Origin of the sequence: Mesorhizobium sp. M0074, assembly GCF_040322975.1 — a bacterium.
Classification (GTDB): Bacteria; Pseudomonadota; Alphaproteobacteria; order Rhizobiales; family Rhizobiaceae; genus Mesorhizobium.
Window position 1 is genome coordinate 49,102 of record NZ_JAMYUM010000008.1, and the last position, 26,579, is coordinate 75,680.

Sequence of the window (26,579 nt, forward strand, 5' to 3'; positions counted from 1 at the left end):
CAGCTCCGATATTGCCGTACATCTAGCAGCATTGACGATTGCCGAAAGCCGAAATGACATCCGATCTCCCCCCTTGAGGGGGAGATGTCCGGCAGGACAGAGGGGGGTGCGAAGGAATGAGACCTGTATCAAGAGGTCACTCGAACCGATCCGGCAAATGATGCTCTTCCGCAAGGTCCGAGAAGCGGGTGAACTCGCCCTGGAAGGCGAGGCTGACCGATCCCGTTGGGCCGTGGCGCTGCTTGGCGACGATTACCTCGGCCTTGCCGCGCATCTCGTTCATCTCGTGTTCCCACTTGATGTATTCGTCGGTGCCCGGCTTCGGCTCACGGTTCTTCAGATAATATTCCTCGCGGTAGACGAACAGCACTACGTCGGCGTCCTGCTCGATGGAGCCCGATTCGCGCAGATCCGAAAGCTGCGGGCGCTTGTCGTCGCGGCTCTCGACCTGGCGCGACAGCTGCGACAGCGCGATGATCGGCACCGCCAGCTCCTTGGCTAGTGCCTTGAGGCCGGTGGTGATCTCGGTGATTTCCTGGACGCGGTTTTGCGAGGATTTCGCGCTCGATCCCTGCATCAGCTGGATATAGTCGATAACGATGACGTCGAGGCCGCGCTGGCGCTTCAGGCGACGCGCGCGGGCCGACAGCTGAGCGATGGAAATGCCGCCGGTCTGGTCGATGAACAGCGGGATTTTCTGCATTGTCTGCGAGCAGGCGACCAGCTTTTCGAAATCCATCTCGCTGATCTCGCCGCGCCGGATTTTCGACGACGGGATTTCCGTCTGTTCGGAAATAATGCGGGTGGCCAGCTGTTCGGACGACATTTCGAGCGAAAAGAAGCCGACGACGCCGCCATTGGCCGCCTTGAACGAGCCGTCCGCCTGCTGCGCCGGGACATAGGCCTCGGCGATGTTGAAGGCGATATTGGTGGCGAGCGAGGTCTTGCCCATGCCGGGGCGGCCGGCAATGATGATCAGGTCGGACGACTGCAGGCCGCCCATGCGGCGGTCGAGATCGCGCAAGCCGGTAGCAACGCCCGACAAATGCCCGTCGCGCATATAAGCCGCATTGGCCATGTCGACGGCGGTCTTGACGGCATCGGTGAAGCTCTCGAAGCCGCCATCGTAGCGGCCGGTTTCGGCCAATTCGAACAGGCGCCGCTCGGCATCCTCGATCTGGTCGGAGGGCGACATGTCGACCGGCGCGTCATAGGCGATGTTCACCATGTCCTCGCCGACAGTGATTAGCGCGCGCCGCGTCGCCAGATCGTAGATGGCGCGGCCATAGTCGGTGGCGTTGACGACGGTGACGGCCTCGACCGCCAACCGCACGACATATTGCGCCACCGTCATGTCGCCGACCTTCTCGTCGGCCGGCAGGAAGGTCTTCAGCGTGATCGGCGTCGCGATCTTGCCCATGCGGATGAGCTCGGCCGCGACCTCGAAGATCTTTCTATGCAGCGGCTCGTAGAAATGGCCGGGCTTCAGGAAGTCGGAGACGCGGTAGAAGGCATCGTTGTTGACCAGTATGGCGCCGAGCAGCGCCTGCTCGGCCTCGATGTTGTTCGGCGCCTCGCGATAGAGCGGTGTTTCCGCCACGCCGAATTTTCGTGCTGCCTCTGCCATGATGTCCCCGGTCCTGATCCCCGTCTCTCGATATCAGAACGAGACAAGTCGATGATGACTTATCTGCATCAGTCCCCAACCAACCAACTTTGATGCCCGCGATTCACAGCCAGGATCTTTCGGTGGAAAGAATCTCGATTGACTCGAATCAAGATGGCGAGCCTAGCCGTTCTCGGGCAAGAACAAAACAGGAAAATAGCTGCCGGTCATTCCGGCAAGGCATCACCCCAATCCAGTCGCCGCGCGGCCTTGAACGTCTCGCCGTCGCGCTTGGTGAACAGTCGCTCGGCAGCACCCCCATCCTGTTCGCAAAGCTTCAGCAAGACCTTGCCGGAGCCCGACTTCGGCGGTGCGATCACTCGCGCTCGAGGCGGAGCGGCCGGATGGCGGGAGGCCGCGACAAAGATGAATTTCTCGTCCTCCCACGGCACCTCGGCATCCTTGGCCAGACGGTGTAGGCGCGAGCGGGCGACGCGGCGGGCGAAATGGCACCAGTCGGGGGCGACGAGCGGGCAGGGCGCCTCATGCGGGCAGGGCGCAAGCACGTGCGCGCCCGCCTCGATCAGCTGCCGCCGCACGGCAAGAATACGCTGCCAGCCGGCCGGCGTGCCCGGCTCGACCACCAGCAGCGTGTCTGCGGTCAGCCGCCAGAGCCGGTCGACGAGTTTTGCCAGCGATGCCGGCGCGATCTCATCCAGCACATAGGCTGAAGTCACCAGCTCGGCCGGCTCCAGATCGACCAGGTCGATGGTGATGTCGCCGGTCCGCCAGGCGGTCCTGGCCGTGATCGAATCCGCGGCAAGTGCTTCGCCGACCCTTCGTACCGCGGCGCCGGCCTCGAGTAGCACCGCCTGTTCGAGATCCGGCCAAAGATTGATTGTGGCCCAAAGCACCGTGCCAGGGCCGGCGCCGACATCGAGCAAGGTCTTCGGAGCATAGTCGGGCCGAGACTCGCCCACCGCATCGAGGCTGGCGCGAACGGCCGCATAGGTCGCCGGTAGCCGCGTTGCCAGATAGGCCTTCACCGCCATGTCTTCGGCCATGTGCAGGCGACCGTCGCGCAACTCTGCGCGGTAGCGGTCCGACAGCGTCTTTGCCGCTTGCTTAAGCATCGGCAACGGCACCTGTTCGAGAAGGCGGTCGACGCCTTGTCTAAGCGGGACGGGCAGTTCCATCGCTTAGGCAGTCCGAGGTGCGAGCAGAATGACCGAGGCGCCAACGATGCAGATCGCGGCACCGGCAAGATCCCAGCGGTCGGGGTGCACGCCTTCCGCCAGCCACAACCAGGCCAGCGAGGCGGCAATGTAGATGCCGCCATAGGCGGCATAGGCCCGGCCCGCCGCGCTGGTGTCGACCAGCGCCAGCAGCCACGCGAATAGCACGAGCGAGACGAGACCGGGCGCCAACCACAGCGGCGACTTGTCCAGCCGCCACCACGCCCAGAGCGAAAAGCAGCCGGCGATCTCGGCAAGTGCGGCGGCGACGTAGAGGAGGTAGGTCATGAAAAAGGTCCCGCGTTGACGGGACCCTTTTCAGCGTGCCGGCCGGCAATGGCAAGCGGCAATGGCGTGATGCCGGCAGTCTACTCCGGATCCGCCACCTTGCGGCGGCGAGTGGGCTTGGCCACCGGAGCTTTTTCGCGACGTCCAAGATCGCGCATCTCCAGCGCCTTCTCGCAACTGGCCATGTAGTCGCGCGTCATCGGCAGCGTGTCGTTCTTCTTGGCAATCTGGATCTGGAAGATCACCAGATCCTGCCAGCGGAAGGCAGCTTCCGAGGCGGCAAGATAGAACTCCCACATGCGGCAGAAGCGCTCGTCATAAATCGCCTTGGCCTTGTCGCGGTTGGCGGCGAAGCGCTCGCCCCAATGCTTCAGCGTCTCGGCATAATGCAGCCGCAGAACCTCGATGTCGGTGACGACGAGCCCCGATTTTTCGATGGCCGGCATCACTTCGGATAGCGACGGGATGTAGCCGCCCGGGAAGATGTACTTGCGGATGAAGGCGCTGGTTGCCCACGGCACGCCGGAGCGGCCGATCGTGTGCAGCAGCATGACGCCGTCCGGCTTCAGCAGCGTCGCCGACTTGTCGAAGAAGGTGCGGAAATGATTGACCCCGACATGCTCGAACATGCCGACGGAGACGATGCGGTCGAAACGTTCATTGAGCTCGCGATAGTCCTTGATGTCGAAATGCACCCGGTTTTGCAGGCCTTGCGCATGGGCGCGGTCGGTGGCGACGCCGTGCTGCTCGGTCGACAGCGTCACGCCTTGTACGTCGACGTCGAACGCCTTGGCTAGATAGAGCCCAAGCCCACCCCAGCCGGAGCCGATATCAAGAACCGTCTGGCCGGCCTTCAGCCTGAGCTTGGCGGCGATATGGCGCTTCTTGGCCGCTTGTGCCTCGTCGAGCGTCATGTCCGGCTGCTCGAAATAGGCGCAGGAATATTGCATGTCCTCATCGAGGAAGAGGCGGTAGAGGTCGCCCGACAGATCGTAATGGCGCTGCACGTTGCGGCGCGCCCGCGACGCCGTGTTGATCTGCTGCAGGCGCCGGAAGGCGTGGCGCAGACCCTCGATCGCCTTCGACCAGGTGGCATCGATGCCGCCGCTGCCCATGTTCTGGAAAGCAATCCGCATCACCCCCAGCACGCCGCCCTCGAGAATGTCGAGTTCACCGTCCATGTAGGCTTCCGGCACCGCCAGCATCGGATCGAAGGTTATTGCGCGCTCGGCATGCCTTGTCTTGATGTGCATGTGCACCGGCTCGCCGCTGCCGTCACCGAAAGTCACCATCGAGCCTTGCGGCCCTGTCACCTTGAGATTGCCTATGCGGACCAGGCGGTCGAGAACGCGTTTCAGCAGAATATTCATGACCAATTGTCCCCTCTCGGCCAGACATGCTGTCCTATTCTGCATCAAGATATAGGGGTTCGAAAAGTTCCATTTGGCATAAAAATGCCCGGGTACGAGGCCCGGGCATTGGTCCAGAATAGCGATTAGCCGGCGAATGCCGACGAATGACGATCAGCCGTTGTCTTCGCCGCCTTCGAACTCCGCATTCGGATCGAAGAAGTTTTCCGGCCGCGCATTATCGTTGATGTCCTCGCCGTAGATGGCTTCGGCGGTGGTCAGTGTTTCGCCCTTGGCCTGGCGCTCGGCTTCGTCGGCCGTGCGGGCAATGTTGAGCGTGATGGTAACCTCGACTTCCGGGTGCAGCGCGATCGCCACATTGGTGACGCCGATGGTCTTGATTGGCTGGTTGAGCAGGATCTGGTTGCGGTTGACCGAAAAACCTTCCGCCGTCACCAGCTCGGCGATGTCGCGCGTCGAGACCGAACCATAAAGCTGACCGGTTTCGCCAGCCGAGCGCACGGCGATGAAGCTCTTGCCGTCGAGCTTTTCTGCAATCTGCGCGGCTTCGGACTTGCGCTCCAGGTTGCGGGCTTCGAGCTGGGCCCGCTGTCCCTCGAACTTCTTCTTGTTAGTTTCGTTGGCGCGCAGCGCCTTGCCTTGCGGCAGCAGGAAATTGCGGGCAAACCCGTCCTTGACCTTGACGGTATCGCCCATCTGGCCGAGGCGGGAAACGCGTTCGAGAAGAATGACTTCCATGGTTTTGTTCCTTCGCTTGGGCGCTATCCTCAGGATCGGCGCCGAGTTGTCTGGAACAGGTCAGGAAGCTGGGGCGTCGCCGCCTGTGTCGCTGTCCTGCCTGTCGCGGCAGTTAGGATCTCTTGTCGAAATCCAACCCGGGATTTGGTGTTCGATCCGGCTACGCCCGTCGTGGCCGGTGAAAAAGCGGGCGGCGAACCGCCCGCGTAGATTTTAGCGGACCACGTAGGGCAGCAGGCCGAGGAAGCGGGCGCGCTTGATCGCCTTGGCGAGTTCGCGCTGCTTCTTCTGGCTGACGGCGGTGATACGCGATGGCACGATCTTGCCGCGCTCGGAGATGTAGCGCTGCAGAAGCCGCACGTCCTTGTAGTCGATCTTCGGCGCGTTGGCGCCGGAGAACGGGCAAGTCTTGCGGCGACGGTGGAAGGGGCGCCGGGTTGGGATCTGGTTGATGTCGACCATTATTCTGCGGCTCCTTCAAAGCCTTCGCGCGGACGGCGCGGGCCACGATCGGCACCGCCATCGCCGAAGCTGCGCGGCGGACGATCACCACGGTCACCGCGATCGCGGTCGCCGAATGAGCGCGGGCCACGATCGCCACGGTCGCGGTCGCCGAAGCCGCCGCGTTCCGAGCGCTCTTCGCGCTTCTGCATCATTGCCGACGGACCTTCCTCATGCGCATCGACCTTGATGGTCAGGAAACGCAGCACGTCCTCGGACAGGCCCATCTGGCGCTCCATCTCATTGAGCGCGGCCGGCGGGCAGGTGATGTCCATGAGTGTATAATATGCCTTCCGGTTCTTGTTGACCCGGTAGGTGAGGGACTTCAGTCCCCAGTTCTCGACCCGGCCGACGGACCCGCCATTCGCGGTGATGACGCCCTTGTACTGTTCGACAAGCGCATCGACCTGCTGCTGCGAGAGGTCCTGCCGGGCAAGAAACACATGTTCGTATAGAGCCATAGTGTTCGTGCCTTTCTTCGTTTCTCTCCCGGTTCCCGGCGGCAAAAGCCTCTGCAACTTCTCTGACCCGCAATCCTTGCGAAGGCGGGGAAGAAAGGAGCATGACGAGACGGTCGAGAGCGGAGACACGGGAGGCGGAAGCGCTTCTGGCTTCACACGAAGGTTTCGAAAAACCTCCGGCCCTCCGTTCAGCCCCCAGCAAGGACCGGCAGATTGCGGGCGTCTATACAGGAATTTGACCGCAAAGCAAGGCCAAACGACAGGGCAAACGGCCCTACCGTCCCAGAGCGCCACGGGCCTCGATGGCAAGGCTTACGGATTTCCTGAAACCGGACCTTAACCACCATGCGAAGTTCCAGCACCGGCGGGCGTGGCGGCAACCCGTCGTTCATCATGCCGATGCAAAAGCAAACAGTCTGCGCGAGGTCGGCAGCAAGGCGGTTTTGGGGACAAAAATGCTTTTCGACAAATTCTGCCGTTCGAAGAGCGGCAACTTTGCCCTGATGCTGGCGTTCGGGCTGCCTGCGGTTCTGACCGCCGTCGCCTTAGCTGTGGACGTGTCCACCTTGATGAGGGCCAAGGTCAGCTTGCAGAACGCGCTCGATGCCGCGAACCTTGCATCTTCGCATCTCGGCGACATCGAGGCTTCGCGCAAGGACGTCTTCGACCGCTACTTCCAGACCAATGTCGCCGGCCACAGCGAGTTGAGGAACGCCGAAGCGACGCTTACCGTGGAAAGGGGCCTCAATTACATCCAGACAAAGGCTGTCGCCATGGCGGACGTCAATTTGAACTTCGCCTTCCTGTTCGGCAACGACAAGCGCATCACCGTCGATGCCGGCGCCGTCGAATCGACCAATCAGCTCGAAGTCGTGCTAGTGCTCGACAATACCGGGTCGATGGCCAGCAACGATCGCATCGGCGCATTGCGGACGGCGGCGACGGCCCTGATCGATATGCTCGAAGCGGCGAAGTCGCCGACGCGCAGCGTACGTGTCGCGGTGGTGCCGTTCGTCACCGCCGTCAACGTCAAGGGCGAGGACTACGATCCGGCCTGGATCGACATGGCCGGCAAATCGCCGAACAATGGCGCCAATTTCCCCTTGGTCGGCGGCAAGCGCGTCAACCATATGGACCTGTTCAAGCAATTGGGCGTCGAATGGAGAGGCTGCGTCGAAGCGCGGCCCGGAACCAACAATGTTTCCGACATTTCGCCCGACCAAAACAAACCGGACACCCTGTTCGTACCCTATTTCGCGCCGGACGATCCAGGTAACGCTAAAAATCCAACCAGCTCCTACGGCAATTCAGCGACCGGCTACAACAATTCCTATCTCGACGATACCGTTGTCACCGTGCTTCCCGGCCTCACCAGCGACATGGCGAAGTACAGTGTTTCGACGATGAAGCTGATCAACGACAAGAGAGGCCCACTGACTATCGGCCCAAACCGGGCCTGTCCGACGCCGATAGTGCCGCTGACCGATGATTTCGACAAATTGCGGAAGGCCGTCGGTGAGATGATCGAATGGAACGGCTCGGGGACCAATGTTTCGGAAGGCTTGTCATGGGGGATGCGGGTGCTCTCGCCGGAACCGCCTTACAGCGACGGCGCGCCGTTCAGGGCGTCAGGCGCGACCAAAACGGTGCTGCTGCTCACCGACGGCGAGAATGTTGTCTATGGCGCGAAGGATACGCCACAGAAGTCGGACTATGGCTCCTACGGATTCCTGGCCTCGGGTCGGTTTGGATCCAGCGACCAGACCGCGGCTGCGCGCAATGTCGACGATTGGACAACCAATGTATGCAACACATTGAAGAAGCAGGACGTGCAGATATTCACAGTGCTGCTGCAGGCCGACACCGCAGCCAACCGCAAGCTTTACGAGGCCTGCGCATCGTCGCCGTTGGATTATTACCCGACCAACGACGTCAGTCAGCTCGAAAGCGTCTTCCTGAAAATCGGAAGCTCGATTTCGCAGCTGCACTTGACGAACTGAACGACGTCGGCCGCTCTCCCGCCGCCGCTGCTCAACTCGTGTGTGCAGCCACTTTGCCTGTGGTTTCGGGGAAGAAATCGGGCGCCGCATGGCGCTTGCCGAACATCATGTCGTATTGCAGCAGACGGAAGTCGCGGATTGCCGGATCGATCTCTTTCTGACGCGACCAATCGGGGGTGGCGTCGCCCCCCGGTGCCAAAAGCAAATTGCGGTCGATAACGCGGTAGCGCTCTCGCAACTGTCCGAGGAAGCCGGTGTAATAGGGATGGCTGATGCCGGCTGTCTTCAGGATATGGTAGGGCAGGAAGGACGGGCTGACGGCGCCCAGATCCTCGGCCGGGCCGCTGCGATTCGACCAGACGATCAGCGGCGTCTGGTGGTGCAGCAGCATCTGGTCGGCCGCCTCCTTGCGCGGCGCAACATTGTCCTTCAGAAAGCCGGTCTCGACGTAGACCGGCCCAAGTGGCGGCAGATGGTCGCCGAAGAACGCGATGACGGTCGGCCGCTCGCGTTTCTTCGCCCATTCGATCAGCCGCTCGAGGCCGCGGTCCGCGTCGGAAGAGCCTTCGGCATAGCTCAACAGCGATTCACGCGCCCATTGGCTGATCGGCGCCTGCACCTTGTGGGTCGGATTGTTATAGCGATACGGCTCATACGGCCCGTGGTTCTGCAGGCTGACGGCGAAAAAGAAGACCGGCTCGGCGCTGGTATCGGCTTCGTGGATGATCTCGTCGGTCATCGCAGCGTCCGACGCGAGCGGTCCGCGCTTCTGCATGGGCGGCAACGTCTCCTCGGACTTGAAGTCGTTGAAGCCGAAATCGGCATAGACGGCCCCCCGGTTCCAGAACCAGTTAGTGCCGGGATGGATAGCGCGCGCCCGGTAGCCTTGACTTTTCAGGAATGTCGCCAGCGAGGGAGTCGGTGTCCGCACATATTGCTGGTAGGGAATGCTGCCCGCCGGTAGGAAGGCGTTGGAAAAGCCGGTCAGGGCCTCGAACTCGATGTTGGCCGTCATGCCGCCGAACTCGGGCGAGAACATGTAACCCGTGCGCAGTGCCCGCACATTGGGGATAGGGTCGGGCGTGATGGTGACGCCGGGTAGCTTGGTCGGATCCCAGAAGGATTCGCTCATGACGACGATGATGTCGGGCTTCTCGGCGGGTACCGAAGCCGTCACCTGCGGTTTGCCGATCGCTTCGATCGCCTTGCCGGAATAGCCGGGCGGCGCCGAGACATGCGCCATCGGGACGTTCAGCGCGAAGGCGAGCGCAAAACCGTTCGAGGCATAGTTTTCCTTCTGGTCCCACATGATCGGGATGATCTGCAGCCGGTCGCGTGTCCACGAGAAAGTGGCATAGTCCATGATGGAGACGAAGAAGGCGATCAGCGGCACCGTCAGCGTCAGCCGGGCAAGGCGGCCCTTGTGGCTGAGTGCCGGAACGCGGCGGCGCCATAGCCGCCAGCCATAGACGAGCAGCGACAGCCCGCCGACGATGCCGATCGCCAGGGCAATGGCGGTTCCCGGGCGATCGCGTACCAGAAGCGGCATCAGTGCCACAATCTGCCGGGAATAGAGGAAATCGGTCGGATAGAGCGGATCGCCGAGATACAGCGACTTCTGGTGGCCGACGAACGCCAGCGACAATGTCAGCGGCGCGACGATCATCAGGCTCTGATGACTGCGGCCGAGCACGGCGTCGAGGCCGATGAGGATCAGCGCAAAAATGATGATCGTGGTCCAGCCGGGTTTGAAAGGCTGCAGAAAGAAATCAATGGTGCCGGCAAAGTTGCCGCGCACGATCAGTTCGATGGCAAACACAAGGATGGCCGCAGCCAGCAAGCTGATAAGGCCATAGCGGATGACAGGCCATTTGCGCGCCGGCAGATAGCCGGTCGACGGATCGCCTTCAAGAAACTGGGGCGCCGCCTCGGCTGCGCTCTGCTTGGTCTTTGCCACTTCAATAGTTCCCCGGCCCGCAACAAAAGCGTCACTCGATTGTCATCGAACTGTCACGCAAAGCCTAGCGCCTGTGGCGGAAATAAGAAGAGCCAGCAAACAAATCGTGAGCGGTTTTCATCATGAGTGATCGCCAAAAAGCCTGCCGAAACAGGCACTCGGCCGATATTACGCGATCAAGGTTGGACTTGACTTGGCCGCACGCCTTGCGTCACAGGCAACGTGAACCAGCAGCTGGGAGCCGCCGATGGCTATCGCATTCACCTTTCCGGGGCAGGGCAGCCAGGCTGTCGGCATGGGCAAGGACCTCGCCGATACCTTTGTGGAATCGCGGCGGATCTTCGAGGAAGTCGACGACGCGCTCGGCGAAAACCTATCGAAGCTGATCTGGGAAGGCCCGGAAGAGACGCTGACGCTGACCGCCAACGCCCAGCCGGCGCTGATGGCGGTGTCGCTTGCCGCAATCCGGGCGCTGGAGGCGCGCGGCTTCTCCCTGAACGGCAAGGTCACCTATGTCGCCGGCCACTCGCTCGGCGAATATTCGGCACTTGCGGCCGCAGGTTTCGTTTCGGTCGCCGACGCCGCCCGGCTGTTGCGCATCCGCGGCAACGCCATGCAGGCGGCTGTGCCGGCCGGCGAGGGCGCCATGGCGGCGATCATCGGGCTGGAACAGGCCGACGTCGAAGCCGCTTGCGCAGAGGCCGCCCAGGGCGCCGCCAAAGATCCCGCACAAGCCTTGGTTTGCCAGATCGCCAATGACAATGGCGGCGGCCAGCTGGTGATCTCCGGCGCCAGGCCAGCGGTCGAACTGGCGGCGAGGCTATGCACGGAGAAGGGCGCCAAGCGGGCGCTGATGCTGCAGGTCTCAGCGCCCTTCCATTCGGCATTGATGAAGCCTGCGGCCGAGATCATGCGGGAGGCGCTGGCCGCCGTGACGAAGAGTGCGCCGGTCGTGCCGCTGGTCTCCAATGTTACGGTGACCCCGACGAGCGATCCCGACGAGATCGCCCGCCGACTCGTCGAACAGGTGATCGGGCGCGTGCGCTGGCGCGAAACGGTGGAGTGGTTCGGCAGCAACGGCGTTGCGACGCTTTACGAAGTGGGCGCCGGCAAGGTGCTGTCGGGGCTGGCCCGCCGCATCAACCGCGACATTGCCACCACTGCCATCGGATCCGCGGCGGATGTCGAGGCGGCGCTGGCGGCGCTTGCATAATCAACTGGCGATTTGACCCCGCTCCATGCGAAGGGTGTTCGCTCAGATCAGGAGGCAAGAATGTTCGAATTGACCGGCCGCAAGGCGCTCGTCACCGGCGCATCGGGAGGTATCGGCGAGGCGATCGCCCGCGTGCTGCACGGCCAGGGCGCTATCGTCGGCCTGCATGGCACACGTATCGAGAAACTGGAGGCGCTGGCCGCCGAACTGGGCGACCGGGTCAAGCTTTTCCCGGCCAATCTTTCCAACCGCGACGACGTCAAGGCGCTCGGCCAGAAGGCGGAGGCCGACCTCGAAGGCGTCGACATCCTCGTCAACAATGCCGGCATCACCAAGGACGGGTTGTTCGTACGCATGGCTGACGCCGACTGGGATAGCGTGCTCGAGGTCAACCTGACCGCCGTGTTCCGGCTGACCCGCGAGCTTACCCATCCGATGATGCGGCGCCGCCATGGCCGCATCATCAACATCACTTCAGTGGTTGGCGTCACCGGCAATCCCGGCCAGACCAACTACTGCGCCTCCAAAGCCGGTATGATCGGCTTTTCCAAATCGCTGGCGCAGGAGATCGCCACCCGCAATATCACCGTCAACTGCGTCGCCCCGGGCTTCATCGAATCGGCGATGACCGCCAAGCTCAACGACAAGCAGAAAGAGGCGATCATGGCGGCGATCCCGACCCGGCGCATGGGCACGGGCGCCGAAGTCGCCTCTGCCGTCGCCTACCTAGCTTCCAACGAGGCAGCCTACGTCACCGGCCAGACCATTCATGTGAATGGCGGCATGGCAATGATCTAACACTTGGGAAAACGCTTCATTCCGTCTTGGATGCACGGGATTTTTCGTGTAATGCCGCCCGCAACCCGGCGGTTCGGGCAAAAACCGGTCCTGTTCCGCTGCGTTTCCGGCAGGACCATCTTTCAGCTTGATTAGCGGCATTCTGCCCGCTAACGAAGACAGACAACCAAAAGACGAGGATGCCCAAATGAGTGACACCGCAGAGCGCGTCAAGAAGATCGTCATCGAGCACCTTGGCGTCGATGCCGAGAAGGTGACGGAGCAGGCGAGCTTCATCGATGATCTGGGCGCGGACAGCCTCGACACGGTCGAACTTGTCATGGCGTTCGAAGAAGAGTTCGGTGTCGAAATCCCGGACGACGCCGCCGAGACCATCCTGACTGTTGGCGATGCGGTGAAATACATCGACAAGGCCTCCGCCTGACGCTATTTGCAGTCATCACCGGGGAGGACCTGCGATGAGGCGTGTCGTCGTCACGGGCCTTGGGCTGCTTTCGCCGTTCGGCATGGGCTTCGAGCACAGCTGGAAGGAGCTTCTGACCGGCCGCAGCGCAGCCAAGCGCATCACCGAATTCGAGGTGGAAGACCTTGCCTGCAAGGTCGCCCACGTCATTCCGCGCGGTGACGGCTCCAATGCCACTTTCAATCCTGAAGCCGTTCTCGAGCCGAAGGAACTGCGCAAGATCGGCGACTTCATCCTGTACGGGATCGCGGCCGCCGACGAGGCACTCAAGGATTCCGGCTGGCAGCCGAAGACGCATGAGGAACAGTGCGCCACCGGCGTGCTGATCGGTTCGGGCATCGGCGGCATCGAAGGCATCGCCGAGAATGCGATGATCCTCAAGGAACGCGGTCCGCGCCGCATCAGCCCATTCTTCATCCCTGGCCAGATCATCAACCTCGTCTCCGGTCAGGTCTCGATTCGGCATGGGCTGAAAGGCCCAAACCATGCCGTCGTCACCGCTTGCTCGACGGGTGCGCACGCCATCGGCGACGCCGCCCGCCTGATCATCTGGGGCGATGCCGACGTTATGGTCGCAGGCGGCGCCGAAGCGCCGGTGACGAGACTGTCGATCGCCGGGTTCGCCGCTTGCCGCGCGCTCTCCACCGAGCGCAACGACGCGCCACAAACGGCCTCACGCCCCTATGATCGCGATCGCGACGGCTTCGTCATGGGCGAGGGCGCCGGTGTTGTCGTGCTCGAGGAGCTCGAACACGCCAAGGCCCGCGGCGCCAAGATCTATGCCGAGGTCACCGGCTACGGTCTGACCGGTGACGCCTATCACATCACCGCGCCTGCCGAAGACGGCGACGGCGCTTTCCGTTGCATGACCGCGGCGCTGAACCGGGCGAAGCTGACGCCGGCCGATGTCGACTACATCAACGCGCACGGCACCTCGACCATGGCCGATACGATCGAACTCGGCGCCGTCGAGCGGCTGGTCGGCAACGCCGCCTCGAAGATATCGATGTCGTCGACCAAATCGTCGATTGGCCACCTGCTGGGCGCGGCTGGTGCTGCCGAGGCGATCTTTTCGATCCTCGCCATTCGCGACAACATCGCGCCGCCGACCATCAATCTTGACAATCCGGAGCGCGAAACGGCGATCGACCTGGTGCCGCACAAGCCGCGGGCCCGGCAGATCGACGTGGCGCTGTCCAACTCCTTCGGCTTCGGTGGCACCAACGCCTCGCTCGTCTTCCAGCGCTACAATGGCTGACCGCTCTGCCGGTTTCCGTCTGCCGTCAATTTTGCCATATTCGCCCCTACTCTGCCCGAGGGGATTCGTCGCAAGATCAAATGGTAGGGCGCTATGAACACAAATCCGGCCGATAACGGGGAATTCGGGCAACGGGCAGCAACGCCCGGCCCGATCGTGCCGAAGACGGCCAGTGAGGCGTTGCGGCCCGAGGCCGGCACGCCGCCGCCGAAGCGCTCGCGTGCCTCGCGCAGCCAGTTCGTCGTGTTCATGAACTTCGTCATCTCTTCGGTGATGCTGATGGTGCTGGCGGCAGGCGTTGCGCTGTATTTCGGCAAGCAGGAGTTCAACGAGCCCGGCCCGTCGGCCAATGGCGACACTTTCCTGGTCAAGCCGAATAGCGGCGTCCAGGAGATCGCCGACCAGCTTGAGCGGCGAGGGCTGATCAGCGACGCCCGCATTTTCCGCCTTGGCGTGCGCGCCTTCGGCAATGATTCCGCCCTGAAGGCCGGCGAATACGAGATCAAGCCGCAGGCGTCGATGCACGATATCATGGAAATGCTGAAGAGCGGCAAGTCGGTGATGTATTCGCTGACTATCCCCGAGGGGCTGACGGTCGCGCAGGCGCTGCAACGGATTGCCGAGCAGGACGCGCTGACCGGCGATATGCCGTCGACCACTCCACCTGAGGGCAGCCTCGCCACCGACACGCTGCGTTTCACCCGCGGCGCAACACGCCAGCAGATGGTCGACAAGCTTCTGGCCGACCAGACGAAGCTGGTCGACGAGGTCTGGCAGCGCCGAGCGCCGGATTTGCCGATCGCCAACGTTGAGGATTTTGTCACCCTGGCCTCTATCGTCGAGAAGGAGACCGGCAAGGGCGATGAACGCTCGCGCGTAGCCGCCGTCTTCCTCAACCGGCTGGCCAAGGGTATGCGGCTGCAGTCGGACCCGACCATCATCTACGGCCTGTTCGGCGGCAAGGGCAAACCCATCGACCGCCCGATCTATCAGTCGGACATCCAGAAGCCGACGCCCTACAACACCTATCTGATCAACGGCTTACCGCCGACGCCGATCGCCAATCCCGGCCGTGCGGCGCTGGAGGCAGTCGCCAATCCGTCGAAGACCAGCGATCTCTACTTCGTCGCCGACGGCAGCGGCGGGCACGTCTTTGCCTCGACGCTCGATGAGCATAACGAGAATGTCGCTCGCTACCGCGCACTGCTGAAAAAACAGGCGCAGGACGCCGCCAAGGCCGGAGCAACCAATACCGGAGCCGACACGCCGGCGGGAGCCATCGTTGACGATGCGGGCGCCACCGCCGCCCAGTAGGGCCGGACGCCATCAGGTTGGCCCTGTGCATGTCCGGGTGGATGTGCAAGGGCTGCTATGGCATTGAAATTCACATGATCCTGTCCGGAGAAAATCGCTCCGGCTTGAGGGGCATTCGGCAAAGGGACGCACGGCTACATGAACTTGCAGAGCATGACCGGTTTTGCGCGCAGTGTCGCCGAACACGACGGCACTTCGATTGCCTGGGAAGCCAAGTCCGTCAACGGCAAAAGCGTCGAGGTCAGGCTGCGGCTGCCGCAAGGTTTCGACCGGCTGGAGCCGGCCGTCCGGCAGACGGTGCAAAAGCGTTTTGCGCGCGGCAATTTCCAGATGACGCTGACCATTGGCCGCGCCGCCGGCGCTCAAGCGCAACCCGTGGTCAACGAGGCTTTCCTGAAGGATCTGGCGGAGTTGGCCAAGCGGCTGCAGGAGCAGTTCGGAGTAGCCCCTGCGGCGGCCGACGGGCTGCTTGCGCTGCGCGGCGTCCTCGACATTCCCGAAACCATCGAAACCGAAGAGGCGCGCAGTGCGCTCGATACCGCAATACTGTCGGCGCTGGAAGCAGCACTGAACGGGCTGCAGCAGGCGCGCCAGGGCGAAGGTGCGGCACTTCGTTCCCTGCTGTCCGGCCATATCGATGCCATCGAGGCGCTGACGCTGCGGGCCGAGGCCGATCCATCACGCGAACCGGCCACGATCCGCGAAAGGCTCGCCGAGCAGATCCGCCTGTTGATGGACGCGTCTGCCAACCTGGACGCCAGCCGGCTGCATATGGAAGCGGCGTTCCTGGCCACCAAGGCCGACATACGCGAGGAAATCGACCGGCTGAAGACGCACGTGGTGTCGGGGCGGGCACTGCTCGCCGGCGGTGGGGCCATCGGCCGCAAGCTCGATTTCCTGGCACAGGAATTCAACCGCGAATCGAATACGCTGTGTTCCAAGTCGAATGCTGCCGCGGTCACCGCCATCGGGCTGGAACTGAAGGCGGTCGTCGACCAGTTTCGCGAACAGGTCCAGAATCTGGAATGATCCCGATGCCAAGCCACATGACTGCCAAGCCCCATGACCGCTAGGGATGTGGGTTCCCGCATTCGGCGCCGCGGGCTGATGCTGGTCTTGTCGTCGCCGTCAGGCGCCGGCAAGTCGACGATTGCGCGCAATCTGCTGGAGAGCGATTCCAGCCTGGAATTGTCGGTCTCGGTCACCACGCGGCCACGCCGCGGCAGCGAGATCGAGGGCGTCCATTACCACTTCCGTACCATGCGCGAATTCGAGCGGCTGCGCGATTCCGATGCGCTGCTCGAATGGGCGGAGGTGCACGGCAATTGCTACGCGACGCCGCGCGAGCCGGCTGAACAGGCGCTGGCCGAAGGCCGCGACATGCTGTTCGACATCGACTGGCAAGGCGCTCAGCAGCTCAAGGAGAAGATGCGCGCCGACATCGTCTCGATATTCATCCTGCCGCCATCGATGAAGGAATTGAAGGCGCGGCTGAAGCGTCGCGCCGAGGACCAGGAAGCGGTGATCGAGACGCGGCTCAAGAACGCCCGCAACGAGATCGAGCACTGGAAGGAATATGATTTCGTCATCGTCAACGACGATCTCGACCGCGCTTTCGCCGAGGTGCGGGGCATCGTCACGGCCGAACGGCTCAGACGCGATCGCCGGCCGGGCCTGTTCGATTTCGTCTCGGGGCTGCTCGACGAAAAGACGGATTGATCAAGGCGCTGTCCCCGCGACCAGGATCAGATTGCGGCTGAGCGCGGCGTCGCGCAGTTCCAATGCCGCGGCATATTCGGCGGAGCGGTACCAACGCCGCGCCGTGTCCATGTCGGGGAATTCCACGATGATCAGCGGCCCGGGAGACCAGTCGCCTTCCAAACTTTCCACCTCGCCGCCGCGTACCAGATAGCGCCCGCCATGCTGGGCGATGGAGGCAGCCGCGCGGGCGCGATAGGCTTCGATAGCCTCTGCGTCACGGATCGTGACGTCGGAAATGACATAGGCGGTCACTGTTTGTCTCCGGGCGGGGTTTGTCCGGCTATCTATGCCATGAGAGCGGAAATTCCACGCGGACGCTTCCCGGCATCACACCGCGTTGGTCAGGCGAACGAATTCCTCGACGCTGAGCGTCTCCGCACGCCTGGTCGGATCGATGCCGGCGCGGGTGAGCAGTGCCTCGCCGCCGAGGCTTTTCACGCTCTGCCGCAGCATTTTCCGGCGCTGGCCGAATGCCGCTTCGGTGACGCGGCTGAGCCGTTTCACCTCTGCCGGCAAGGGGTTGGCACGCGGCACAAGATGCACCACCGAGGACGTCACCTTGGGTGGCGGCGTGAACGCCTGCGGCGGTACGTCGAAGGCAATCCTCGCCTCCGTCCGCCAGCCGGCCAGCACGCCGAGCCGACCATAGGCCTCGCTGCCGGGGCTGGCTGCAATGCGTTCGGCGACCTCGCGCTGGAACATCAGCGTCATCGATGTGTAGAACGGCGGCCACTCGGTAACGGTCAGCCAGCGGATCAGCAATTCGGTGCCGATATTGTAGGGCAGGTTGGCAACGATTTTCGCCGACCCGCCGCTTCCCGGCACTCCTTTTGCAAGCGCTGCAAAATCAGCTTTCAGCGCATCGCCGGCTACGATCTCGAGCCGACCCGGATAGTGGTTCGCGATCTCGGCCAAGGCCGCCAGGCAGCGCTCGTCGCGCTCGATCGCGACGACCCGCCGGGCGCCGTTGAGGAGCAGGGCACGAGTCAGCCCGCCCGGACCGGGACCGACCTCGATAACCGTAACGTCGCTCAGGTCGCCGGCGGTTCGCGCAATCTTGCTTGTCAGGTTAAGGTCGAGCAGAAAATTCTGGCCCAGCGCCTTTTTCGCCTGCAGCCCATGGCGCTCGATCACCTCGCGCAGTGGCGGCAGGCCGTCTATGCTCATCGGGCTGGGCTCATCAGGCGGGCTCATCGGGTTAAGGGCCATCGAATTTGGCTGATTGGGCTCAGGGCCTACGGCCTTTTCCCGGTATCGGCAAGAACGCGAGCGAGTTTCAGCGCTGCAATCAGGCTGCCGGCACGGGCGATGCCCTTGCCGGCGATGTCGAAGGCGGTGCCGTGGTCGGGCGAGGTGCGGACGAAGGGCAGGCCGAGCGTGACGTTGACCGCCTCGTCAAACGCCAGCGCCTTGGCCGGGATCAGCGCCTGGTCGTGATACATACAGAGCGCCACGTCGTAGCCGGCGCGGGCGCGAGCATGAAACAGCGTGTCGGCCGGCAACGGCCCGAAGGCGTCGATTCCTTCCTGCCTCAGCCGGTCGACCGCCGGGCGCACGATCCGCTCGTCTTCGGTGCCCATGGTGCCGCCTTCGCCGGCATGCGGGTTGAGGCCGGCAATGGCGAGCCGTGGCTTGGCAATTCCGAAGCGGTTCGCAAGGTCGGCGGCGGTGATGCGGCCGGTGGCGACGATAAGGTCCGTCGTCAGCGCTTTCGGCACCTCGGCCAGCGCGATGTGGATGGTGACCGGCACGGTGCGCAGGTCCGGACCGGCAAGCAGCATCACCGGTGTCACTTCGGTGCCGGTGTGAAGCGATGCCAGATGCGCCAGATATTCGGTGTGGCCGGGAAAGCGAAAGCCGGCGTCGTAGAGCGGCTTCTTGGCAATGGGGCAGGTGACGACCGCGGCAGCGCGGCCGGCCAGGCAGTCGGCAACGGCGCGGTCGATCGCCTCGATGATGCCGGCGGCGTTGGCTGGATCCGGGCGGCCGGAACTGTCGACGAAACGGGCAGCAAGCGCCACCACCGGCAGCGCGCGCGAAAACACCACCGGCGCTAACGCCGGCGTCGTCTCGGCAATCGCAATATCGGTGCCGAGCCTGTGCGCCCGCGCGGCAATCACTGCCGGATCGGTAAGGAGATAAAAAGACGGAACGCCAGCGCTATCGCGGGCCTGCCAAGCAGCGATGGCGATGTCCGGCCCCACGCCGGACGGATCGCCGACGCTCAACGCCAGCGGAAGCTCTGCGTCAGCCACGGCGCTTCGGCTTCAGCGCTCGATTATGCGGGCTTTCTTCCGCAACTCCTCGACATATTTCTTCGAGAGTTCGTCGGCGTTCTTGTCGTTCGAACCTTCACTCTGGAACACCATCTGCGCGGCTTTGTCGTCTGACACTTCGCGCGACGAGCAGATGCCGATGAATTCGACACCGCGGTCGGTTTCGCGCGTCGTGGTGGCGCCGCCGACCTTTGTAGCCTTTATCTGCTCGGCCCAGTCCGCCGGCAATTGCGGCGCCAGCACCCGGCCGAGATCGCGAACGGTGACATCGATCAGGCCCTTGGCGAATTCGCGCGTGGTGTTGCAGCCGTTGAAGCGGGCGCGCATGGCGTCGGCTTCGCGTTTGCGCTTGGCCAGCGTCGCGGTTCGCTCGGCGGCCGGCACCACGAAGATGACCTGCTGCAGCATGTACTCTGTGGCGCTCGGTTTGCTGCCGCCTTTTTCGAGCATGCGCTTGACGAGGTCCTGCTCGCTCATTGCGCCGCCACCGTCTCCGGAACGGGAACGCGCGGTCAGCGCCTGGTTCCAGGCCATCTGCGCCCGGATAAACTCCTTGAAATGCTCCTTGGTGACGCCGGATTGCGCCATCGCGCCGTCAAGCTGCTTGAGCGGCATCTTGTTGCTGGTGGCGAAACGCTGATAAGCGGCATCGACCTGCGCGTCGCTGATGCGGATGCCGAGCCGCCGGGCTTCGGCCAGGCGCAGCGTCTGGTCGATCATTTCCTGGCCGGCATCGCCCTTTCTGTGCTGCAGGCGCAGGAAAGCGGCCCGATGCTGGATGTCGCCGGTGGTTATCGGTATATTGTTGACGACGTATTTGATCTCGGTGGCGAAAACTGGCCGCGTCACCGCGGTGGTCGAGAACGCCACCAGCAGCGCGAACCCTGCCGAAAAGAGGTATTTCCTCATCGAAAGCATCCCAATTCCATCCCGATTCGGCCCAACCTATCCAGTTCAGGCCGTCAAAATTCGTGCCTGCTCTATGCGGCGAAACAATGTCGTCCGCCAGGCGCCCTGTTGCCGACCGCTGCCCGTTATTGAATGGTGTCGATGGAGCGTTGCGACGAGCCGAAATCGCCGAGCGTGCGGAACGACAGGTTGAAGCCGACGTTCTGCGATACTTCCTTGGTGTTCAGGTCACGTCTTTCCGAAAACGTCATCAAATAGGTAAAGCACGAATCACTATAGGCAAAGCCGACCCCGTCCTTGACCAGAACGCTCTGCTCCAGATCATATGTGCCGGTGCCAAAGACGCGCCAATTCTCGGCAAGATGTGTCGAGGCGCCGAGCGTAACCTCATGGCGATCGGTCGAGAAGCCATAGAGCGGCTGCGCCTGGATGAAGGCGTATTTGGCGCTCAGCGATACCGGCAGGCCTGAAAAGGCGGCCTTTACCTCAGCGCGGCGGATCTCGAAGCTTTGCTCGTCGAAACGGCCGCTGACCGAGCCGGAAAACCCGCTGGGGCTGTTGAAGCCGACAAGGCCGACATAGTCGGAGGTTGCAGTTTCAAGACCTGAATAGGCGCCGACATTGACCAGATCCGGCGTGCCGAACGAGTTCTGGCCGCCGAGCTGGTAGGATTGGCCGAACACCGCATTGGTGCCCCAGCCATTGTCATATGCGCCGGAATAGCGCAGCCCGACATTGGCGCGTGTGCCGCCTTCCATGCGGTCATAGCCCGAGAATTTGTCGCGCTCGAACAGCGTCGTGGCGTCGAAGACGAAGCTCTGGGCGTCCTCGTTGGGGACCGCCAGCCCGCCGACATATTGCTCGTTCGGACGCATGAATACCTGCGCCATCGGTTCGAAGACATGGCTGGAACTGGTCATCGAAAACAGCACCGGCCAGCGCATCTCAAGGCCGGCGGTCGCCATGTAGCGGGCAAGCGATGAACGCATATCGTCCTCGACGCCGAGATTGGTCGCCATCTGGTTGATGGCGTCGAGCGAGGCCGAGGAGGCGTTGACGTAGCCGGCGTCGCCGCGCAGCGCGAGGAGCGGTGTCAGCAGCAGCCCGCCATCGGTGGTGAAGGTGCGCTTCCATTCGGCTTCCGCGGTAAGGCGGCCGGATTGACCGTCGATGCCGCGGACGTTGTTGACGGACGAAGGGATGCCCGAATTTGCAAGAGCCGTATCGAGCCTGTCGCGGTCAATGACCCGCGCGTTGACGTCGAACGACAGCTGCCCGCCGGCCACCGGCATGTCGGGGATATAGGCGTAGTCGAGCGAGGGCAGCACCCAGGGCTGCTTGGCGGCGCGTGCAGTCGGATCGCTGGCGAGCGTGTCTTCCTGAACGTCGAAGTGCATGGCGCGCACATCGAAGTAATTGCGATCGTTGAGCCCCGTCAGGTACACCTCGGAGCGGTGCACGCTATCGTTGAAGCCATCGATGTCGTAGGTGCGCGCGAAATTCTTGTCGCTCTGCAGCAGGATGTCCCAGCCGAAGTCCCAGCGCGGGTTGATGGCGAACTGGCCCTGGGTGCCCATCATGCCGCGGAACCTGTTCGGGTCGCCTTCGGTACCCGAATTCACGTTGTGGCCATTGTCGTCGATGAAGGCGTCGGGATTCTCCTGCCGGATGCCCGCAATCTTCAGGCTGTACTGACCGTTGTTGAAGCGCTGCCTCCACTCGGCCTCACCAAGGAAACCTTGCTTGGTATAGCCGCTGCCAGTGACAGTGAGATCGTAGGTCGGCGAGAGCGCGAAATAATAGGGGACTTTAACACCGACGCCGAGATCGCTCTTGTAGGCGACGCCGGGGATCAGGAAGCCGCTCTTGCGCTTGACCGTCGGGTCGGCGATCTCGAAAGCCGGCAGATAGGCCAGCGGAAAGCCGAAGAACTCGAAATTCGAGTTCTCGAAGCGAACCGTCTTCTTCTCGCCGTTCCAGATGATCTTCCTGGCCTTGATACGCCAGGTCGGCGCTTTGTCGGGCTTGTCCTCGCACGGCTCGCAGGCGGTGTAGACGCCATTGTGGAACGTCGTCAGCACGCCGCCCATGCGCTCCGCGCTTTCGGCGGCGAAATACGCCTTGTCTATGGTCTCGACCCGCAGCGCGTTGACGAAGCCGTCGGCGAAATCGTCAGTGATGTCGGCATGCTGCGAATAGATTTTGGTGCCGTCGCTATTGACGAGTTCGACATTGCCGCTGGCGACGAGGCGTTTGGTGTTGCGGTTGTATTCGACCCGCTGGGCGACCAGACGGTTGCCGCCGTAGTCGATCTGGACGCCGCCGACGGCCGTCACGGTCTGCTTGTCGTTGTCGTAGACCAGCGTATCGGCTGCCAGCAGCATCTGCGTGCCGCTCGGAACCTTCGTTGCCAGCTCACTGACGTCCTGGGCAAAAGCCGGAGCAACCGGGGCGGCGCTGGCAAGCAGGCACGCCAAGGCTCTCGCCGCAGAGAGGCGTGCCAAACCGGCGTGCCTATGGCTGCGCAAAACCGCCTCCCTCACTAGCCGTCTTCCTTGTATAGCAGGAATGTCACCCCGAAGAACATAGCCACGACAACCGGGACCCAAGCCGCTACGGCCGTGGGTACGAATCCCGCTACGCCGAATGCCTTGACCAGCACCGAAACGACATAAAGCAGAAAGCCGGCCACGATGCCACCCAGAATCATCGTTGCCGACTGCCCCATCCTCGCAAATCGCATTGATACCGTTGCCGCAATCAGCGTCATCGCGACAAGCAGGAAGGGCAGCGCAATCAGGGAATTGAACTGCATGGCGAAGGCGTTTGCCTTGAGGCCGAAGGAGCGGGCCACTTCGATCTTGCCGGGCAGATCGTAGAAGGGAATGGTCTCAGGGCGGGCCAACCGCTCTTGCACGAATTCCGGCTTGAGATTGGTCGGCAGCCGATCGCTGGGTAACGACTGGATGGTACCGTCCCGGAACACCTTGACGTCCTGCAATTCCCAGTAGCCGTCCCGCAAAAAGGCGCGCGCCGCATCCTTGCGCTCGATGATGTCGCCTTGCGGGCTGAAGCTGAAGAAGACCGCGTCGGCCATCTCCAGGCCTTGATTGAGAATGGCGCGCGCGCCGATGATGGTGTCGCCGGCGTTGGTTTTCTGCCTGATCCAGGGCGCAGCATCGGCCGAGACGCTGTTCGACTTGCCCGAACGGAGCTGGGTCTCGATCTCCTCGGACCAGGAATAGGCGTGCGCGGCTACCGGATTGATGACGCCGACCGACAAGGCTCCAAACAGCAGCGCCCCGATGCAGCACGGCAGCAGGAATTGCCATGCGGAAACCCCGGCGGAACGGGCAATGACCAATTCATATTTGCGGTTGAGCGACACCAACGTCGCCATCGCCGAGAACAGGCCGACGAACGGCACCGTCTGCAGCATGATCATCGGCATCCTGAGCCCCGAAATGGCGAACGCAGTTGCGTAGGTGAAGCCCGGCACGCCGGTCGTGCGGCCGGAAAGCTCGGTGAAATCGATCAGGAACACCAGCGCCAAGAGGCCGATGAAGAACCAGATGGTGATCGTCACATAGCGAAAGAAGAAGTACCGACCCAGAGTCCAGCCCATCAGCCGGCCCCCTGTCCGGATGCGCCACGCCTGGCAAAACGGAGCTTGATGGCGCTCCAGCCGTCACTGAAGCGGCCGGCAAGATTGGTTATCCAATCGGCCCAGGCAACCGGCAGTTCCATGGTCCGGTTGGACACGATGAACCAGATGGCGATCGCCGATGCGACGATCGGGACGCCGTAGACCATATAGGCATATTGCGGCACCTTGTCGGCCTTGCCGGCGGCAAAGAACCCGAGCCAGCGCACGAACAGTGCGATCGCGATTGCCGTGATCAGCGGGTGCACACGCGCCTCGCGATGCGAGCGCGCATCTCCGGCAACGGCGAGCGCGATCAGCGCGAAGACGAGCGAATAGGACCACTCGGAAAAACGCTGGTTGAGCTCGGCCAGGTACCTGTTCGGCTTTTGCTGGTACATCTTGTCGTTCGGACTGGGATTGAGCAGATACTGGGTCGTCCGGTCCTTCGGCAAGAGCAGGATGTCAGATGATGCCGACATGAAAGCGGACAAGTCGAAGGCGTAGGAGGTGAACCGGATCACCGAGAGGTCGCCAGTCATGGTTTTGCGATGGATGACGCCGTCATTCATCATCAGCACCTTCTCGTCGCCGCGTTCGATGATGCTGCCGGTCTTGGCGTAGTAGATGAGATTGACGCCTTCTTCGCGCGAATCGGCGACAAAGATGCCGCCGAGACGGTTGTCGGGAAGCCGTTCGCCAACCTGCAGGAACAGGCCGTCATCGATCTTACGGAAGGTGCCTTCCTGGATGATCAACGACAACAGATCGGCACGCGACGACGCAATCAACTCGCGGTTCTTCTGGCGTGCGTAAGGGTCGACGCCATTGTCGACGGCGAAGGAAAAAACGCTGGCTGCAAGTGCCAGAAGCATGATCGGCCTGACGATGGTCCAGCGTGAAGCGCCGGCGGCATTGATGACGGCCAGCTCCGAATCCGAATTCATCACGCTGAGGATCTGGGCGACCGCGACCACCAGGGCGAACGGCACGACAATCGGAACGATCGTCGGGATGATCAGCGCTGCGACTTCGAAGAAGGTGAGGGCCGACTGACCGCTATCGGTGACGAGGTCGATGCGGGCGAGCACCTGAGTCGTCCAGACGATCGCCAGCGTCCAGACGAGCGCCAGCGCGAATACCGCGAAAGCACGGCGCATGATGTAACGTTCAACGACCTTCATGAAGGCTTTTCTCGGCGATTTCGAACGGCATCATGCCTTGGAACAAGGTAGTCGTCCGGCGCCGGCTGCACAACTGGCTCAGTTTGGCGGTTCGATCTGGGTTCTGTCCCGGATCGCAAAATCCGCTGGGCCGGAGTGTCGGCGGCAATGGATAAGAAAGAGCGAACATTGTTGGTTAACAACAGGTTGCGGCGGGAAGCGGGGCCGTGCCGCGACGAATCGTGGATGGTTCGATATCGCATATGGGAGCGATTTCGGCCAAAGTCTTGTCAAATGCGGCAAAACGACCAAATGTCGCGCCGGTCGCGACCGCCGCGACATGATAAGACGGGTCAGGATCTGTCGAGCCCCAGCATGGAAGCGGAAAAATTGCGCGATCAAACCGGTCGGGAAACCGTCTTTGACGGCGCGATCGTGGTCGGCGCCGGCGCGGCCGGCCTTGCCGCCGCCCACGCCTTGATGAAGGCCGGCGTACCGACGCTCGTCCTGGAAAAGGAGAGCCGGCTTGCCGAACCCTGGCATCGGCGGCACCAGCGGCTGCACCTCAATACGCATCGCGATCTCTCGACGCTGCCCGGCGTCGGCTATCCCGCAGGCACCCCGGCTTTTCCGCATAAATCGGCCGTCATTCGCCATCTGAACGATTTCAGCCAGGCGCATGGTCTGCCGGTCGCATTCGGCGTTGCCGTTGAAGAGATCACGTTCGACGGCGATCACTGGACCGTGCGGACGAACTCCGGACGTCGTCTGGCGCGCCATGTCGTCGTCGCCACCGGGCGCGACCGGCAGCCGTTTATTCCCGCGTGGAAAGGCATGAAGGATTTTGCAGGCCGGATTATCCATTCGGCCGATTTTGGCGAGGCGAAGGACTACGTCGGCAAAAAGGTGCTGGTCGTCGGAGCCGGCAATTCGGGGTTCGATGCACTCAATCATCTTGCGAATGCAGATGCCCAAAGCATCTGGCTGTCGGCCCGCAACGGCCCGTCGCTGCTGCCGAAACGCATCGGCAAGGTCGCCGTCCACAGGCTTTCACCGTTGATGGCGAGCTTGCCGGTGCGGTTGGCCGATGCGGTGATGGCGACAACCCAGCGCCTGGTTTTCGGCGACCTGACGAAATTTGGGCTTCCGCCGGCTCCCATAGGCGGTGCGAGCCGTCTGAGCGCCGACTACACCGCGATCGCAGCCGATGACGGCGCGGTTCGCGCCATAAAGGCAGGCACGATCGTGGTGGTGCCACTATTGCGGGAATTTACCCAAGACGGCATCGTGTTGAATGACGGCAGGTTGATCACGCCCGATATCGTCATTGCGGCGACCGGCTATCGCACCGGTCTGGAGCAGATGGTCGGCAAGCTCGGCGTTCTCGACGGCAAGGGCGTTCCGCTTTTCAACGGCGGCGATGCCGATCCGAAATTGCCCGGTCTGTGGTTTACCGGCATGCGGCCGAGCATTCGCGGTTGTTTCGCCAACGCCCGCATTCAGGCCAGGGCGATAGCGGCGCGGATTGTCAAGCAGCGATAATGAGCCGGACTATGCCGACTGTTCCGCCCGCAATAGACACGCCTTGTTGAAACGTGCTCGAACCGAAAGGTCAATAGTCATGA

General features: G+C 62.6%; 24 protein-coding genes. 9 read left to right on the forward strand and 15 right to left on the reverse strand.

Features of this window, described 5'->3' with window-relative positions; translation table 11 throughout:
- Positions 1–136: 136 nt before the first annotated feature.
- The 7 genes from NKJ73_RS12950 to rpsF form a co-directional block, all read right to left on the reverse strand.
- On the reverse strand, positions 137–1,627 hold the full coding sequence (locus NKJ73_RS12950) for a replicative DNA helicase (protein ID WP_023677714.1): 1,491 nt from the start codon (positions 1,625–1,627) through the stop codon (positions 137–139).
- A 206-nt stretch (positions 1,628–1,833) separates the two neighbouring features.
- A complete protein-coding gene (locus tag NKJ73_RS12955; protein ID WP_352569672.1) occupies positions 1,834–2,802 on the reverse strand; it encodes a small ribosomal subunit Rsm22 family protein in 969 nt (322 codons plus the stop codon).
- A gap of 3 nt (positions 2,803–2,805) precedes the next feature.
- Positions 2,806–3,129 carry a YnfA family protein gene (locus tag NKJ73_RS12960; protein WP_352569674.1) on the reverse strand — a complete coding sequence of 108 codons (324 nt, stop codon included), beginning with the start codon at positions 3,127–3,129 and terminating at the stop codon, positions 2,806–2,808.
- 80 nt (positions 3,130–3,209) lie between these two features.
- Entirely contained in the window at positions 3,210–4,499 is a 1,290-nt protein-coding gene (locus NKJ73_RS12965) for a cyclopropane fatty acid synthase (protein WP_352569676.1), read from the reverse strand.
- A 153-nt stretch (positions 4,500–4,652) separates the two neighbouring features.
- Positions 4,653–5,237 carry a 50S ribosomal protein L9 gene (gene rplI, locus NKJ73_RS12970; RefSeq protein WP_352542730.1) on the reverse strand — a complete coding sequence of 195 codons (585 nt, stop codon included), beginning with the start codon at positions 5,235–5,237 and terminating at the stop codon, positions 4,653–4,655.
- 213 nt (positions 5,238–5,450) lie between these two features.
- Positions 5,451–5,699 (reverse strand): 30S ribosomal protein S18, encoded by a 249-nt coding sequence (gene rpsR, locus NKJ73_RS12975; RefSeq protein ID WP_006203718.1) that lies wholly within the window; start codon positions 5,697–5,699, stop codon positions 5,451–5,453.
- On the reverse strand, positions 5,699–6,199 hold the full coding sequence (rpsF, locus tag NKJ73_RS12980) for a 30S ribosomal protein S6 (RefSeq protein ID WP_292663863.1): 501 nt from the start codon (positions 6,197–6,199) through the stop codon (positions 5,699–5,701). Before rpsF ends, rpsR begins: the two co-directional genes overlap by 1 nt.
- Before the next feature lie 455 nt (positions 6,200–6,654).
- On the opposite strand from rpsF, the gene NKJ73_RS12985 reads away from it, so the two are divergent.
- A complete protein-coding gene (locus tag NKJ73_RS12985; protein WP_352569678.1) occupies positions 6,655–8,199 on the forward strand; it encodes a pilus assembly protein TadG-related protein in 1,545 nt (514 codons plus the stop codon).
- 31 nt (positions 8,200–8,230) lie between these two features.
- Here the strand turns inward: NKJ73_RS12985 and NKJ73_RS12990 are convergent, their stop codons facing one another.
- Positions 8,231–10,156, reverse strand: coding sequence for an LTA synthase family protein (locus NKJ73_RS12990; RefSeq protein WP_023677707.1), 1,926 nt, complete (start codon positions 10,154–10,156; stop codon positions 8,231–8,233).
- 247 nt (positions 10,157–10,403) lie between these two features.
- Here NKJ73_RS12990 and fabD point away from each other — a divergent pair, with 247 nt between their 5' ends.
- From fabD to gmk, 7 genes are all read left to right on the forward strand, one after another.
- Positions 10,404–11,369 carry an ACP S-malonyltransferase gene (fabD, locus tag NKJ73_RS12995; RefSeq protein ID WP_352454401.1) on the forward strand — a complete coding sequence of 322 codons (966 nt, stop codon included), beginning with the start codon at positions 10,404–10,406 and terminating at the stop codon, positions 11,367–11,369.
- 60 nt (positions 11,370–11,429) lie between these two features.
- A complete protein-coding gene (gene fabG / locus NKJ73_RS13000) occupies positions 11,430–12,167 on the forward strand; it encodes a 3-oxoacyl-[acyl-carrier-protein] reductase (protein WP_352453223.1) in 738 nt (245 codons plus the stop codon).
- A 187-nt stretch (positions 12,168–12,354) separates the two neighbouring features.
- Positions 12,355–12,591: an acyl carrier protein gene (locus NKJ73_RS13005; protein WP_127851501.1), complete on the forward strand. Its 237-nt coding sequence runs from the start codon at positions 12,355–12,357 to the stop codon at positions 12,589–12,591.
- A gap of 34 nt (positions 12,592–12,625) precedes the next feature.
- A complete protein-coding gene (fabF, locus tag NKJ73_RS13010; protein ID WP_352467164.1) occupies positions 12,626–13,888 on the forward strand; it encodes a beta-ketoacyl-ACP synthase II in 1,263 nt (420 codons plus the stop codon).
- 93 nt (positions 13,889–13,981) lie between these two features.
- The gene (gene mltG, locus NKJ73_RS13015) at positions 13,982–15,202 is read left to right on the forward strand and encodes an endolytic transglycosylase MltG (protein WP_352569680.1); all 1,221 of its coding nucleotides are present in this window, start codon (positions 13,982–13,984) and stop codon (positions 15,200–15,202) included.
- A gap of 138 nt (positions 15,203–15,340) precedes the next feature.
- Entirely contained in the window at positions 15,341–16,231 is an 891-nt protein-coding gene (locus NKJ73_RS13020) for a YicC/YloC family endoribonuclease (RefSeq protein WP_352569681.1), read from the forward strand.
- Positions 16,232–16,264: 33 nt separating this feature from the next.
- Positions 16,265–16,921, forward strand: coding sequence for a guanylate kinase (gene gmk / locus NKJ73_RS13025; protein WP_023677701.1), 657 nt, complete (start codon positions 16,265–16,267; stop codon positions 16,919–16,921).
- On the opposite strand, the gene NKJ73_RS13030 is transcribed toward gmk, so the two are convergent.
- From NKJ73_RS13030 to lptF, 7 genes are all read right to left on the reverse strand, one after another.
- Positions 16,922–17,215 carry a DUF1330 domain-containing protein gene (locus tag NKJ73_RS13030; protein ID WP_352569682.1) on the reverse strand — a complete coding sequence of 98 codons (294 nt, stop codon included), beginning with the start codon at positions 17,213–17,215 and terminating at the stop codon, positions 16,922–16,924.
- Between the two features lie 75 nt (positions 17,216–17,290).
- Positions 17,291–18,130, reverse strand: coding sequence for a 16S rRNA (adenine(1518)-N(6)/adenine(1519)-N(6))-dimethyltransferase RsmA (gene rsmA / locus NKJ73_RS13035; protein ID WP_023677699.1), 840 nt, complete (start codon positions 18,128–18,130; stop codon positions 17,291–17,293).
- A 68-nt stretch (positions 18,131–18,198) separates the two neighbouring features.
- Positions 18,199–19,218, reverse strand: a complete 1,020-nt coding sequence (gene pdxA, locus NKJ73_RS13040) for a 4-hydroxythreonine-4-phosphate dehydrogenase PdxA (protein WP_352569683.1) — start codon at positions 19,216–19,218, stop codon at positions 18,199–18,201.
- A gap of 12 nt (positions 19,219–19,230) precedes the next feature.
- Positions 19,231–20,157: a peptidylprolyl isomerase gene (locus NKJ73_RS13045; protein ID WP_023677697.1), complete on the reverse strand. Its 927-nt coding sequence runs from the start codon at positions 20,155–20,157 to the stop codon at positions 19,231–19,233.
- A gap of 116 nt (positions 20,158–20,273) precedes the next feature.
- Positions 20,274–22,691, reverse strand: coding sequence for an LPS-assembly protein LptD (locus NKJ73_RS13050; protein ID WP_352569684.1), 2,418 nt, complete (start codon positions 22,689–22,691; stop codon positions 20,274–20,276).
- On the reverse strand, positions 22,691–23,776 hold the full coding sequence (gene lptG / locus NKJ73_RS13055; protein ID WP_023677695.1) for an LPS export ABC transporter permease LptG: 1,086 nt from the start codon (positions 23,774–23,776) through the stop codon (positions 22,691–22,693). The genes NKJ73_RS13050 and lptG overlap by 1 nt, the downstream gene beginning before the upstream one ends.
- A complete protein-coding gene (gene lptF / locus NKJ73_RS13060) occupies positions 23,773–24,975 on the reverse strand; it encodes an LPS export ABC transporter permease LptF (RefSeq protein ID WP_352569685.1) in 1,203 nt (400 codons plus the stop codon). Before lptF ends, lptG begins: the two co-directional genes overlap by 4 nt.
- Positions 24,976–25,329: 354 nt before the next feature.
- Between lptF and NKJ73_RS13065 the strand changes: the two genes are divergently transcribed.
- Positions 25,330–26,496 carry a flavin-containing monooxygenase gene (locus NKJ73_RS13065; RefSeq protein WP_352569686.1) on the forward strand — a complete coding sequence of 389 codons (1,167 nt, stop codon included), beginning with the start codon at positions 25,330–25,332 and terminating at the stop codon, positions 26,494–26,496.
- Positions 26,497–26,579 lie beyond the last annotated feature (83 nt).